Consider the following 14392-nt stretch of genomic DNA (forward strand, 5'->3'; position numbering starts at 1 on the left):
TAGAATAGATAGAGCTAACCTAATTGTTTATTGGCAATTTTTTCAGGCAAAATACGCAAAAGCAACTTCGCTAAAAATGGTGCCGTTGTAGGTCTGACTAATCTACGATCATATCCTGCAAAACGACGATCATCTTCGGAAAGACAAAGCTTTAAAAAATCTTTAATGCTTGTTTTTTCTTTGCCAAGCTCTGCAACACCATTGATAGTAAAGTTATTATCTTCATAATATTCTTGACCATCAACATCCACATCTTTGATTAAGCCCAAACGTTCATAAATCAAGAACGCATGAACTGCCCATAATTTAGCTTCAAATTTAACCCTTTTTAACAAAGATAAATTCTTACGATGCCAAGCTAACCAATTTGCAAAAAGTAAAATATGACGACATTCTTCTTGCATCACGGGTTCAAAAGTCTCAATGAGCTCTTTTGTAAAGAAACCTGATTTTTGTGCAACAGCAAATAAACCAAATGCAAAAAAACTATCCCAACACTCACTAAAGCCTGTGACCATATAGGCCCACTCTGCGTCTTTAGGAACTTTATATTCTTGCTCTTGAGCTAATGGAATACCATAAAATTTGACTAAATCAGCAAGCACTTCTTTATGGCGATTTTCTTCCCAAGCATTTCTAGCAATCGCATCAGCCATCTCTGGATCAAGTAATTCTTTGACATAAGCTGCCATTCTCAGACGGGCTTTCCCTTCCGTATGAACAGCAATATCCCAAATAGGAAGGCTTTTTAAGCGATTAATTTCTTCTTCGCTTAATTTTGGCCAATCCATAAAAGTTGGACGATATGGATTAAATGTCTCGCGAAACATTTGACACACAGCCTGCTTATGCTCTTTGCTACCGATCTTAATCGACCCTGGCATACTACTCATCCAATGTCTTACGCGGTAATTCATTTCCTCTAGCTCTTCATCCGACTTTGGCTGAGGTAAATCACGCAAGTTTTCAGGTAGTTGTGTGTAAATTGCTTCTAAATTAGACATTTAATCAAATCTCCAACAATAAAATTATTTTAAATCCGTCCATGTGTGAATAATGCTATGTACTAATCCATATTCAATAGCTTCTTTTGCAGACATCCAATAATTACGGTCTGTATCTTTTGCAATTTTTTCATAAGGATGGCCTGTTTCCTTAGCGAAAATATGATTTAAACGTTCACGCATCTTGATGATTTCTCTAGCTTCGATATCGATATCGGTTGCTGGACCTCTAACCCCACCCATTGGTTGGTGAAGTAAAAAGCGCGTATTTGGCAAACAGAAACGACGTTTTTTATGACCAGCTGAGAAAATTAATGCACCAGCTGATGCGACCCAACCTGTACCAATCATATTAATCGGTGCATGACTATCAACAAAACGAATCATATCGTGAATTGTGTCACCACTTTCGACATGCCCACCAGGTGAGTTTACATAAATATCAATGGGACGATCAGAATCATATGCCAATGCCAAAAGACGTGCAGTTACCTCTTTGGCAAGCTTATCATTAACTTCACCAAAAATTAAGATTTTGCGTTCTTTAAAAAGCTTCCCTTCTAACGCAGCACCTGGTGCAGCATCTTCGTTTTCTTTTTCAGATTTTTCTGAAGGGTTTACGGGCTCTTCAGGATCGTTATCATCTAAAACTATTTTGTTATGCGCTGTCATTTGCATAAAATTCATCAAATTTTTCCTTAACAGTAGAATTAATAAAATCTTATTAATCTTATATAAATCAGTTTATTGATAATTCTTATACACTTCAACAAACAGAATAGAAAATATTTTAGCATTTCTTATCAAAAATCATTATTTTTAGTAATATTTTCTTTTTTACAACATTATTTTAGTGATTATTTTCTGAGTGTTGCAAAAGGAAAATAGCGCATTCGAAAAAAAACCTATAATACTATTAAAATTATTTAATACTGTTTTTAAAATTTAAGGTTCAAAAGCGTGCCCTTTATCTATCAGCCAATTTTTCGATATAGTTTATTAATGGGTTTATTATCTATCACAGGATGTGCAAGCAATCCTATTGTTAAAACACCTGTAGGTTGGTATCATAATCTTGAAGGTGGAATCGTAGCTGAGCCTCGATTACCTGTACCTGGGAATGAAAAGACTTACCCTTATGTCGGACTAACCCCGACCCAAGCTCCTCCGCTCCCATCACCTGCGCTCAGAGCGGAAGTTACTGATAACCTAACCAAAGACAGAACCTTATCTGATTGGCAAAATACAGTTACGCCTCTTGAAATTCCTAAGATCCCTCCAGCACCACAGCAAGCTGTGACAGCTCCTGCGAATGCTGGTTCTTCAAAAACAGAAACAAACCCTCAAAACTCACAAGAAAGCTCAGCAAGCTTTGATGCTGTAGGTCAAGACCCAGCGCCAACCACGAATCAACCTACTGGTCAAGCGCCTCAAAATGAGAAAAAAACAGAAGAAAAACCAAAAGAATCGAAACCAACACCACCACCTACACCTGTTCCCGTGGTTATGCCAGAATTACGTGCAAAGATCGACGATCAAGCAGTTGTGATTCCAGCTATTCCTGTGAACCCTCCTTCCCCATCAAAATTCCCAGGCTTTAATATTCCTTCTGATGCAAACTTACCTGCACCTTTCAAACCTTCCGCTTTACCATTAGAAGCTCCAAAAGGGGAATTAGTAACATTTCCAATTGATTCTGATACCCCAAACATTGGACAAAACGGTTTAATCAACTCAATTGCTTGGATGCGTCAAGGGCGTATGATTTACGTGCATGGTTATGGTGACGCAAATTCTATTTCTCCAGAATCACAGTCTCAAGCGTTATCTTTGGCATTGTTACGTGCAAAAACAGTTGCAAAAATGTTAATTGCCCATAATGTACCAGAATCATCTATTGCAATTCGTGCGCATGCTATTGGTCATGGCGTAAGGATTCGTATGGATGAATGAATAAATAATTTATTTCCATTTTTTAATTGAGTTGAAAAGCCCATGACTGAAGAATTTCATCGCATCCGCCGTCTCCCTCCTTATGTTTTTGCAGAAGTTAACGCGGCGAAAAAAGCAGCACGAGCCCGCGGTGAAGACATTATCGATTTAGGCATGGGCAATCCAGACAGCCGTCCACCTGAACATGTTGTGCAAAAACTGGTTGAAGCAACATCTTCTCCTAGAGTTCATGGATATTCAGTTAGCCGTGGTATTCCTGGACTACGCAAAGCTCTCGTCAGTTATTATGAGCGCCGTTTTAATGTTGCTTTAGATCCAGAAAAAGAAGCTATTGTTACCCTTGGATCAAAAGAGGGATTAGCAAATCTGGCGTCTGCGATTACCAGCCCAGGTGATACGATCCTAGTCCCTAATCCTTCCTATCCCATTCATCAATTTGGATTCATTATTGCTGGCGCTGCTGTCCGCTCTATTCCAGCAACACCTGATGAAAATATGCTAGAAGCACTAAAACGTGCGGTTCATCATTCTATTCCAAAACCAACTGCACTGATTGTTAACTTCCCTTCTAATCCAACTTCTTATGTTGCAAGTTTAGATTTCTATCGTGAACTGGTTGCTTTTGCTAAAAAAGAGTCAATTTGGATTCTTTCTGACCTCGCTTATGCAGAACTTTATTATGGCGATCAAATCCCACCTTCTATTCTAGAAGTTCCTGGAGCAAAAGATATTGCGGTTGAATTCACATCGATGTCCAAAACTTATTCGATGGCTGGATGGCGAATTGGATTTGCTGCAGGCAATCCAAAACTCATTGCCGCTTTAACACGTATTAAATCCTATCTAGATTATGGAGCATTCACTCCGATTCAAATTGCAGCCGTTGCAGCATTGAATGGCCCACAAGATTATATTCAAGAAATGCGTGACCTTTATAAAGACCGCAGAGATACTCTAATCAAAGGATTACATAATGCAGGATGGGATGTCCCTTCACCACCTGCGTCTATGTTTGCTTGGGCACCAATTCCTGAACAATTTAAACATCTAGGCAGCGTGGAATTCTCTAAATTACTCCTTAAAGAAGCTCAAGTCGCCGTTGCTCCTGGCCTTGGCTTTGGTGAATATGGAGATGATTTTGTTCGCATCGGACTAGTTGAAAATACACAAAGATTAAGGCAAGCTTGTCGTTCGATTAAAACTTTTATGAATTCGTATTCAAAGTAACTTTACATTTTTCTATCGTAAACTGGAGAACATTTTTTATGAATACCCCTTCTTCTCAGAAACCTTTAAAGCTAGGAATAGCTGGTCTTGGAACTGTTGGTGGTGGTGTTGTACGTGTTTTACAAACCAACGCACAATCCATTACTCACAAAGCAGGTCGCCCTATTGAAATCGTTGCCATCAGTGCAAGAAGCAAAGCGAAAAATCGAGGAATCGATTTATCCAATATTCAATGGTATGATAATGCTCTTGATCTTGTTTCCAACCCTGATATTGATGTGATTGTAGAACTGATTGGCGGGGCAAATGGTATTGCTTACGATCTTGTATGCGCAGCCTTACGTGCAAATAAAGGGGTCATCACTGCAAACAAAGCCCTGATTGCTTTACATGGCGATGAATTAGCAAAACTTGCTGAAGAGAAAAATGTACCTCTTTTATTTGAAGCTGCTGTTGCTGGTGGAATTCCAGTTATTAAAACCATTAAAGAGGCCTTAACCCCAGATCGTTTAAAACGTATTGGCGGTATTTTAAATGGCACTTGTAACTATATTTTAACCGCAATGGCAAAAACAGGCTGCGATTTTAATGATATTTTAAAAGAAACCCAAGAGCTTGGCTATGCTGAAGCGGACCCTTCCACAGACATCGATGGTTTTGATGCTGCACATAAATTGGCAATTTTAGCCAGCCTTGGATTTGGACACACCATTCATTTTGAAGATGTTTTCGTTGAAGGTATTCGTGGTATTAATCCTGATGATTTACATTATGCACAAGAGTTAGGATATACCATTAAATTAATCGGCGTTGCACAGCAACATGCCGATAATCGTATCGAATTACGTGTGCACCCTGCGTTACTCCCATGTGAAACCCCCTTAGCACGAGTAAACGGTGTTACCAACGCCGTCTTTACCGAAGGTGAGTTCTCTGGCCGTTTAATGCTCGAAGGTGCTGGTGCTGGTGAAGGCCCTACCTCTACTGCCGTCAGCGCAGATATTATCGATATTGCTAGAGGCTCTAATATTCCAATGTGGGGAACTGATTGGAAAGAATTAACACCAGCAACGGTTGTGTCTCGCAACGAATTTTATAAAGCCTATTATATTCGTTTAATGGTACAAGATAAACCCGGTGTTGTTGCAGATATTGCAACCATTCTGAAAGAGCATAACGTATCATTACGTAGCTTATTACAGCATGGAACATCTTCTGATATTGACACTTCTAATATTGTTCCTATCATTCTGGTCACCCATCAAACCAAAGAAGAATCTTTATTATACGCTTTACGCGAAATTCAAAAACTACCTGCTATTACAGAAAAACATATTATGCTTCGTATAGAAGAAGCATAAGTATCACGTAAGGAATATTCCTCCATGCCTCTTTCTTCTCCTGTTACTGCTTATCGTGTCCCTGATCGTAACTTAGCACTTGAATTAGTACGCGTTACCGAAGCGGCAGCCATCGAATCATTCCATTGGATTGGTCGTGGCAAAAAGAATGAAGCAGATAATGCCGCGGTTGAAGGAATGAGGCGTGCTTTTGATACTGTCGGCATTTCTGGCACCGTCGTCATTGGCGAAGGAGAAATGGACGAAGCACCAATGTTATATATTGGTGAAAAAGTTGGCTCTGGTGGCCAAAAAATGGATATTGCTGTTGATCCTTTGGAGGGCACTAATTTAACTGCAAAAAACCTTCCCAACGCAATTACCGTAGTTGCATTGGCAGAAGAAGGAAAATTCCTTCATGCTCCAGATATTTATATGGACAAAATTGCAATTGGCCCTGATTATCCTGAAGGAATTATCGATATTGATAATTCTATTGAAACCAATTTGCGCAACCTTGCCAAGGCAAAAAAGGTTGATGTTTCTGAAATTATCTTAAGTACTTTGGATAGAGACCGTCATGAAGAAATTATTGCTAAAGCCCATGAAATCGGTGCACGCGTAAAATTACTATCTGATGGTGACGTCGCTGGAATTATCGCCACCTGTATTCCAAACAGTAATGTTGATATTTTCATTGGCTCTGGTGGTGCTCCAGAAGGTGTTTTAGCAGCGGCAGCACTACGATGCTTTGATGGACAAATGCAAGGACGTTTACTCTTCGAAAATCAATCACAAATTGACCGTGCAAAAACAATGAGCAAAGAAGATCCTCAAAGAAAGCTCTTTTTAAACGATATGGCCAGTGGAGATGTCTTCTTTTCTGCAACGGGTGTTACAAGTGGAGATATTCTTCAAGGCGTAAAATGGAGAGGAAAACATGTATGGACAAACTCTTTAGTCACACGATCTCGTTCTAAAACCGTTAGATTTTTTAATGTCCGCCATGATTTACTAGTACAGCCCTTATCAGCCCGTGTCTAATTTAACAGAAAATACTTCTATTGAAGCTCCCCTTGTCCTGAATGTTCAACAAAGCTTTTCTGGACGAAGGTGGCTATGGCGCATGCCTTCTTCTTATGATTCTACAACACTGGATCGACATGCCCAACATATTGCTCAAAAAGCATCTTTATACGATATTGTTGGCAGAATGATTGCGGTTCGAGGGGTCTCTCCTCAATCAGTAGAACATTTTCTTGATCCAAAATTAAAGAATTTACTCCCTAATCCATCTAGCCTAAAAGATATGAACAAAGCTGCTGATCGCATTGCAACAGCCATTATCAACCATGAAAAAATTGCGATTTTTGGTGATTATGACGTTGATGGCGGCTGTTCTTCTGCAATTTTAAAGCAGTTTTTTAACAGTCTAGGCAATCAACCGATCACTTATATTCCTGACCGTTTTAAAGAAGGATATGGCCCGAACACCAAAGCCCTGCAAAGCCTCATCGATCAAGACGTAACGCTTATTATTTGCGTAGATTGTGGTGCTGCATCTCATACAGTTTTTGATGAGACCAATCAAGAAAATACCGATATTATTGTTTTAGACCATCATAAATGTGAAAGTGCGCCCAATATTTTTGCAACGGTTAATCCAAACCGTTTAGACTGCACCTCAGGATTAGGATATTTATGTGCTGGCGGGGTGAGTTTTATTACTGCCATCGCCGTTAACAGAGCTTTACAACAACAAAATTATTTTGAAAATTATCCTAAACCTGACTTATTACAATTATTAGATTTAGTCGCACTTTCAACCATTTGTGACGTGATGCCTTTAACAGGGTTAAATCGTGCATTGGTAACGCAAGGATTAAAAATCTTAGCCAAAAGAGAGCGTATCGGACTTGCTGCGTTATTAGAAGTCTCAGGCGTGCAAAAAACACCTGATGCATTCAGCTGTGGCTTCGCATTGGGGCCTCGGATTAATGCTGGCGGACGTATTTCAGAATCTGATTTAGGATTAAAGCTCCTCTCCTGCTCTAATCCGATTGAAGCACATCAGCTCGCTGAACGATTAGACACAATTAACAAGCAACGTCAAAATGTCGAACAAGGCATGTTACAACAAGCAACAGATTTAGCGATAGAGCAACATGAAAAAGGTGCTCCTGTTATTTTATTACATCATGCAGACTGGCATCCTGGTATTGTTGGCATTGTAGCTGGAAGAATCAAAGAGCAACTTAATCGTCCAACTTTAATTGGTGCAGAATTATCAGATGGCACGGTTAAAGGTTCTGGGCGTTCGATTACAGGGTTAGACTTAGGTGCTGCAATTATTGCTGCCAGACAAGCTGGCCTGCTATTAAGTGGTGGTGGTCATGCAATGGCCGCTGGATATAGCTATCAAAAAGACAAGGCTGAAGAACTTCACCAATTTTTAAATCAATATCTTGCGGAAGCCTCAGAACATCCAACGGTTGTCGATTTAGAAATCGAAGGTATTTCAACGGTTTCTGGAGCTTCTGTGGAACTCGCAAAGCAAATTGAACGATTAACCCCTTTTGGTAATGGCAATGATGAGCCTTTAATTGCCTTATCCCATGTTCATATTATTCGTTCGGACAGGATTGGAAAAGATAATAATACGTTACGATTAACTTTGCAGGGTGAAAATGGTTCCAGTATCAAAGCATTAATGTTTAAAGCTGATCAGAATCCAATTACACCTTATTTAGAAGATTATAATAATCGTCGTCCGATGCATTTAGCAGGTTGGTTACGCACAAATAGCTGGAATGGCAGGGAAAATGCCGACTTTTTTATAAAAGATGCAGCTTTTGCATAAAAATGTTTTTTTGTTCTTGACCTAATTACCCTTCACATGTATTAAGAACGTCATTGCCTCTGTCCCGTTCGTCTAGAGGCCTAGGACATCGCCCTTTCACGGCGGCAACACGGGTTCGAATCCCGTACGGGACGCCAATCATTTAAACTATGATTGTTGGTGTTTAGACTACATAGCTCGTTCTGCTATTCAAAAAGAACACATTGCCTCTGTCCCGTTCGTCTAGAGGCCTAGGACATCGCCCTTTCACGGCGGCAACACGGGTTCGAATCCCGTACGGGACGCCAATCATTTAAAAATGTGATTGCTGCGAATTACTAAATCTCATACTATAATAAGCTAATATTTTTGCTATGATACATAGCCTATGTCCCGTTCGTCTAGAGGCCTAGGACGCTGCCTTCTCAAGGCGGTAACACGGGTTCGAATCCCGTACGGGATACCAATCATAAAAAATAATTGCTTTTCATCACTCTTCATTTTACATATGAATATTGCGAATAAAAAACAGTATTGCTCAGTAAACATATGTTCAAATTTATATCAAAAATTGGTTATAGCCTATTAATATGCTGCCTTTTATCGGGATGTTACCATCTTGGAAATATGTCACTGCATGTGAAGAATACTGCCTCTCCACAACTTATTCAACATACAGATGTTATTCTTGTCACAACCAGTCATCCAATATTTGAAGGTTTTGGAATATTTAAAGACGCTAAAGAACGTGTAAAATCACATTTAACCGAACGCGGTTATACAGTCGTTGAAAAAAATAGCTCCATAAAACCAAATATATTTGTAATCATAGATCCAGACTTGACAATAAGATCTTTTGAAAAGGGACAACTGGTATGTGAAATGCATTTCCTTGACATGTCTAGCATACAACCTATTGATAGTTATGGTAGTAGTCAAAATGCATATACGGTATGTTATAACCAGTTACATACTACCCTTACATATATATATGATTATAATTTAACCATTTACCGCCCTGAGACTGTTCCTAATGATATTAATCAATATATTGACTCTAAAGGCTATAAACAAAATCCCATTTTCTCCAGTAAAACCAACTATAAATCAAGCAAAATTGCGAATGTTACGCCAATAGCCGATCAAATATATACAAATATTGATGCTAAAAAATATCAACAAATGGCAGATGCTATCTTTGCAACCTATCCTCTGAATCAAAATTCTCTTGTTTATTTCCAAAATACACCTGATGGATATATTCCTACCCAAATCATAAAAGAACAATAAATTTCAAGGAAATATCATGTCGATTACCATTCACTCTCACACGATAGTCAAACTATTTTCTTTTGGTTTCATTGTTGTCGCACTAAGCGCATGCGCCGAGAATATTACTACGCAAGAGCAAAGCCAGCACTATAATACCCCTATCCCAAGCAAAGCTATTATTCGCGTTATTGCTGATCGGTCTATTACGACACAAGATCCATTTACGAATTATAACTGGAACTATATAACGCAAGCGAAAATCAAAACTGAAGAAACATTTACTCGTTTAGGATATTCTGTTGTTGATACAGGGCTGGCTTCGAGTAATAAAGGAAGCCCAACTTTAATTGCAGTCGTGAATGCTCAACAAGATTCATTAAATAAAAGTAATATCCATTACTCTATGAATCTTTACAAACCCTTATCTCCGAACAATAGTCTGTTAAATTGCGATAGTGAACAGCAAAATCACAATATCTGCATTTCACCACAAAAGATTACAGACGCTCAGCAACTCTTTACAGCGACCTGCACCTATTCGGGCACGGCAAATGTTGCTTCTTTTGTGATGGAATATTGTGTAAAAAGTGCGTTTAATACCTATCCTCAAGGAAGTAATAAACATATTGTCTATACTATTCCAGAGTAAATTTATTTATATCCCACAAAGAAATACTCTAGTAAGTTTTATTTATATCAATATGTTTTCATTGAGGAAACCAACCAAAATAGAAAAAATTGTCTATATACAATAAGCATATTATCCGCTTATCACACACTACTTTTTTCGAATTGCTCTTTTTCAATATCTCTAATAAAACGTAAAATCAGATTAATACTATTAAAAATAAACTTCGCTTCATAATAATCTAGCAAATTATTATCATGTGCTAACGATTGATTATTACGAATATCATTTAAATTATCAAAAATACTAATTGAGCTCTTAATGATCGCTTCTGAAGTCGTGGTTAACTTTTTTTCGTTTTTCAATAATTTTATATATTTACCAACACGGCTATGTAAAGGATCACTTTCTACGCAAACTGTTGAATCCTTCTGAGAAATCAAATATGCAAATTTTTTCATACAATATGTATGAAGACGATCCATAGCGACATGAGGTTTATTATTATCAATATACTGTTTAATAGATTGAACTAATTCCTCTAAAGTCTGATCTTGTATAAAACTATCTACCCCGTCAGCTTGAATAACATCACTCTGACCTTCAATTTCCTCAAGTAACCGTAAGAAGCGCTTTTCTATATCCTCTTTTTCTTCAATCGTCTCATTACAAGAAAAATGTTTGATACGATAATCCCATAAGGATTTTAAAACTTTTAAAACTATACTAGACGGTTCAAGCTCTATAAAAGCTCGCAAATGCTTAGCTTTTGATCCTCCATTTATTGCATATTTATTATCATAAATATTAATATTAAATTCATCCTGAAAATATTCAAAGAATGTTCTGTTACTAAAATCCAGAACATATCCACCATGCATACAAAATGCATCATCTAAAATTCTCATACGACGATATTTTAATTGAACCATAATAAAACCCTATAGAATAATCTCTATAGGGCTCCCTTTAATCCTACTCAAACAACTCTTTATTTCTAACCGCACCTTTATCAGCACTTGTTGCCATCATCGCGTAAGCTTTTAACGCCATACTGACTTTTCTGGCACGTGGTTTAGCTGGCTTCCAGCCTTTTTTATCTTGTTCGACGCGGCGTTTTTGTAACTCTGCGTCTGAAACATTCAATTGTATAGAACGATTAGGAATATCAATCACAATTTTATCGCCATCCTCAACCAAGCCAATAGCTCCACCAGATGCAGCCTCTGGAGATACGTGACCAATCGAAAGTCCAGAAGTTCCTCCTGAAAAACGGCCATCTGTTAACAATGCACAAAGCTTACCTAAATTTTTAGATTTCAAATAACTGGTTGGGTAAAGCATTTCTTGCATACCAGGCCCACCTTTTGGCCCTTCATAACGAATAACCACAATATCACCAGGTTCAATTTGATCGCCCAAAATTCCTTCAACAGAAGCATCTTGACTTTCAAATACTTTTGCATTTCCTGTAAAGGTCAAAATAGATTTATCAACACCAGCGGTTTTCACCACACAACCATTCTCAGCAATATTACCATATAAAACTGCCAATCCGCCATCTTGAGAATACGCATGTTCTATACTACGAATACACCCGTCTTTACGGTCAGTATCTAAACTATCCCAACGCTTATCCTGACTAAATGCCTGTTGCGTAGGAATCCCACCTGGTGCAGCCTTAAAGAACCGTAAAACAGATTCCTCTTTGCTGATCGTAACATCCCAATGGTGAATAGCATCACCCAATGTATCTGAATGAATAGTTTTTACCGTCGTATCAATCAGATTTCCTTTGGCTAATTCTGCCAAAATAGAGAAAATCCCTCCTGCACGATGCACATCTTCAACATGATATTTCTGCGTATTAGGAGCCACTTTACAAAGTTGTGGAATTTTACGAGATAAACTGTCAATATTTTGCAACGTAAAAGGAACTTCACCTTCTTGAGCAATGGCCAATAAATGTAAAATCGTATTCGTTGATCCACCCATTGCAATATCTAACGCCATCGCATTTTCAAAAGCTGCAATTGATGCAATTGAACGTGGAAGCACACTATCATCATCTTGCTCATAATATTGTTTACATAATTCAACAATACGACGACCTGCCCACTTAAATAATAGTTCACGATCTTTATGGGTTGCTAATGTTGTTCCATTCCCTGGAAAAGACAATCCCAACGCTTCGGTCAAACAATTCATAGAATTCGCTGTAAACATACCTGAACATGACCCACATGTTGGACAAGCAGAGCGTTCATATTCAGCAACGTTCTCATCTGAAATATGACTATTCCCAGCAACGACCATTGCATCAATCAAATCAAGCTTATGATTAGCAACGGTGCTTTTACCAGCCTCCATTGGACCACCTGAAACAAAAATCACAGGAATATTTAAACGCATCGATGCCATTAACATGCCAGGAGTAATTTTATCGCAGTTAGAAATACAAACCATTGCATCCGCACAATGTGCATTCACCATATACTCAACTGAATCAGCAATAATCTCACGACTAGGCAAAGAGTATAACATACCATCATGGCCCATAGCGATCCCGTCATCAACAGCAATCGTATTAAACTCTTTTGCTACACCACCTGCGGCTTCAATCTCACGAGCAACAATATCGCCCAACTCTTTTAAATGCACATGACCTGGAACAAACTGAGTAAACGAATTCACCACAGCAATAATCGGCTTATTAAAATCCCCATCTTTCATTCCAGTCGCCCGCCATAATGCGCGAGCCCCTGCCATATTACGACCTTGGGTAGAAGTATGTGAACGATATTTGGGCATTTAATCAGTCCTGTTTAAAAAATTAAAAATCTATTAAAAAATATCCATCTTATTTCAAAAAATTTCAAGAATAACCTTTAATAATATTATATATTTGAATCATATAAGCCTATTTCTAGTAGCATATCATCATGATCTTAATATACATATTTAATATATGCCTCATTTAAGATCCATCCTATTGTGTGTTTTTCTAAATTATCAATAAAGTTACTATCTAAACTGTATTTCATTTCTGTTTTATTAAATAATTATACAATACTAATTTGTTGTCATTAGTTAATATCTACAAATCTAAAATCATCCAAATAAACATTCTATAAATTTGAAATATTGAAGATATAAACCAGCAATAGATTTTTATGACTATAAATATTACTCCTCGCCTAATTGATTTAACTTATGAAGCACCTCTTACATCATATTGACGAAAAGAAGCTCTTCGTAAACTTCTTATCTCATCTCGTATTAGTTCCACATTCATGGCAACCTGGTCACATGATGAAAGTAAGCGCAATTTTTAGATCAGCTTTTAAATAGACTACAACCTACAGAAAAAGGCAAAGCAGTTATTTTTCAAATGGCACATAATCTGTCAGAGCAGTCCACTTTTCCTGACTTAAGAGGTCCTTGGGAGGATGCTGAGCAAAGAATACAAGATGCCCACAAAGCAGTTCAAGAGCTTAAATCATATTTAAAACAACAAAATGAACAGGTCACATCTGCAAAGGAGCGTCTGGAAACACAAAAGCGAGCGCAAATTGAAAAGAAACGCATTCAGCGGTCACAAACTGATAAAAATAAACTTCAACAAAATTTAGAAGCATTACAATCTCAAATAGGAACACAACCTGGAGGGTATGCTTTTGAAAAGTGATTTTATCAATTACTTGATTTTTGCGAAATACAAAGTAAACGTCCATATAAAAGTAACGGTCGACAAATAGATGGTTCTTTAACTCACGAAGGGACAACCTATCTCTTAGAATTAAAATTTACAAAAAGCCAGTCTGGAGCTCAAGAAATCGACTCTTTAAAAGCAAAAGCCAGTAAAATGGCAGATAATACAATGGGACTAATGATGTCAATAAGCGGTTATACTAAAGTAGCAATTGAAGAAGCTTCTGGAAGTAAAACAACATTAATAATCATGGATACAAGCCATTTATATTTATTTTTCTCTGGTGTTATGAGTTTTCAAGAAATCATTTCAAGAATAAGACGTCATGCTTCACAAACAGGCCAAGCATACTTAGCAGTAAGCGAGTTTTATAATTACATATAACTCGATACGAAAGTTGCATAGCCTTTGTGTTAC

General features: G+C 37.8%; 13 protein-coding genes and 3 tRNA genes. 12 read left to right on the top strand and 4 right to left on the bottom strand.

Going from position 1 to position 14392, the window contains the following annotated elements; translation table 11 throughout:
• Nucleotides 1-14: 14 nt before the first annotated feature.
• Both CIN_RS10395 and CIN_RS10400 read right to left on the bottom strand, forming a co-directional pair.
• Nucleotides 15-1004, bottom strand: a complete 990-nt coding sequence (locus CIN_RS10395) for a hypothetical protein (RefSeq protein WP_008855060.1) — start codon at nucleotides 1002-1004, stop codon at nucleotides 15-17.
• Nucleotides 1005-1028: 24 nt separating this feature from the next.
• Nucleotides 1029-1691 carry an ATP-dependent Clp protease proteolytic subunit gene (locus CIN_RS10400; RefSeq protein WP_008855061.1) on the bottom strand — a complete coding sequence of 221 codons (663 nt, stop codon included), beginning with the start codon at nucleotides 1689-1691 and terminating at the stop codon, nucleotides 1029-1031.
• A 273-nt stretch (nucleotides 1692-1964) separates the two neighbouring features.
• Between CIN_RS10400 and CIN_RS10405 the strand changes: the two genes are divergently transcribed.
• From CIN_RS10405 to CIN_RS10450, 10 genes are all read left to right on the top strand, one after another.
• On the top strand, nucleotides 1965-2957 hold the full coding sequence (locus tag CIN_RS10405) for an OmpA family protein (RefSeq protein WP_040364409.1): 993 nt from the start codon (nucleotides 1965-1967) through the stop codon (nucleotides 2955-2957).
• A 42-nt stretch (nucleotides 2958-2999) separates the two neighbouring features.
• Nucleotides 3000-4184 (top strand): LL-diaminopimelate aminotransferase, encoded by a 1185-nt coding sequence (locus tag CIN_RS10410; protein ID WP_008855063.1) that lies wholly within the window; start codon nucleotides 3000-3002, stop codon nucleotides 4182-4184.
• Nucleotides 4185-4222: 38 nt separating this feature from the next.
• Complete coding sequence (locus tag CIN_RS10415; RefSeq protein ID WP_008855064.1) at nucleotides 4223-5545, top strand: homoserine dehydrogenase; 1323 nt, start codon at nucleotides 4223-4225, stop codon at nucleotides 5543-5545.
• A 24-nt stretch (nucleotides 5546-5569) separates the two neighbouring features.
• Nucleotides 5570-6568: a class II fructose-bisphosphatase gene (gene glpX, locus CIN_RS10420; RefSeq protein ID WP_008855065.1), complete on the top strand. Its 999-nt coding sequence runs from the start codon at nucleotides 5570-5572 to the stop codon at nucleotides 6566-6568.
• The gene (recJ, locus tag CIN_RS10425; protein WP_008855066.1) at nucleotides 6561-8384 is read left to right on the top strand and encodes a single-stranded-DNA-specific exonuclease RecJ; all 1824 of its coding nucleotides are present in this window, start codon (nucleotides 6561-6563) and stop codon (nucleotides 8382-8384) included. The genes glpX and recJ overlap by 8 nt, the downstream gene beginning before the upstream one ends.
• Nucleotides 8385-8445: 61 nt before the next feature.
• Nucleotides 8446-8521, top strand: a tRNA-Glu gene (locus tag CIN_RS10430).
• Between the two features lie 74 nt (nucleotides 8522-8595).
• Nucleotides 8596-8671: transfer RNA gene (locus tag CIN_RS10435), tRNA-Glu, on the top strand.
• Nucleotides 8672-8753: 82 nt separating this feature from the next.
• Nucleotides 8754-8829: transfer RNA gene (locus CIN_RS10440), tRNA-Glu, on the top strand.
• A 161-nt stretch (nucleotides 8830-8990) separates the two neighbouring features.
• On the top strand, nucleotides 8991-9653 hold the full coding sequence (locus CIN_RS10445; protein WP_040364410.1) for a hypothetical protein: 663 nt from the start codon (nucleotides 8991-8993) through the stop codon (nucleotides 9651-9653).
• 16 nt (nucleotides 9654-9669) lie between these two features.
• Nucleotides 9670-10284, top strand: a complete 615-nt coding sequence (locus tag CIN_RS10450; protein ID WP_008855068.1) for a hypothetical protein — start codon at nucleotides 9670-9672, stop codon at nucleotides 10282-10284.
• 122 nt (nucleotides 10285-10406) lie between these two features.
• Here the strand turns inward: CIN_RS10450 and CIN_RS10455 are convergent, their stop codons facing one another.
• On the bottom strand, nucleotides 10407-11195 hold the full coding sequence (locus CIN_RS10455) for an abortive infection family protein (RefSeq protein ID WP_008855069.1): 789 nt from the start codon (nucleotides 11193-11195) through the stop codon (nucleotides 10407-10409).
• A 43-nt stretch (nucleotides 11196-11238) separates the two neighbouring features.
• On the bottom strand, nucleotides 11239-13074 hold the full coding sequence (gene ilvD / locus CIN_RS10460) for a dihydroxy-acid dehydratase (RefSeq protein ID WP_008855070.1): 1836 nt from the start codon (nucleotides 13072-13074) through the stop codon (nucleotides 11239-11241).
• Between the two features lie 580 nt (nucleotides 13075-13654).
• Here ilvD and CIN_RS12045 point away from each other — a divergent pair.
• Both CIN_RS12045 and CIN_RS12050 read left to right on the top strand, forming a co-directional pair.
• On the top strand, nucleotides 13655-13951 hold the full coding sequence (locus CIN_RS12045) for a hypothetical protein (RefSeq protein ID WP_008855071.1): 297 nt from the start codon (nucleotides 13655-13657) through the stop codon (nucleotides 13949-13951).
• Nucleotides 13952-13978: 27 nt separating this feature from the next.
• A complete protein-coding gene (locus CIN_RS12050; RefSeq protein WP_211475726.1) occupies nucleotides 13979-14359 on the top strand; it encodes a restriction endonuclease in 381 nt (126 codons plus the stop codon).
• Nucleotides 14360-14392 lie beyond the last annotated feature (33 nt).

Origin of the sequence: Commensalibacter intestini A911, assembly GCF_000231445.1 — a bacterium.
In the GTDB taxonomy this organism is placed as follows: Bacteria; Pseudomonadota; Alphaproteobacteria; order Acetobacterales; family Acetobacteraceae; genus Commensalibacter; species Commensalibacter intestini.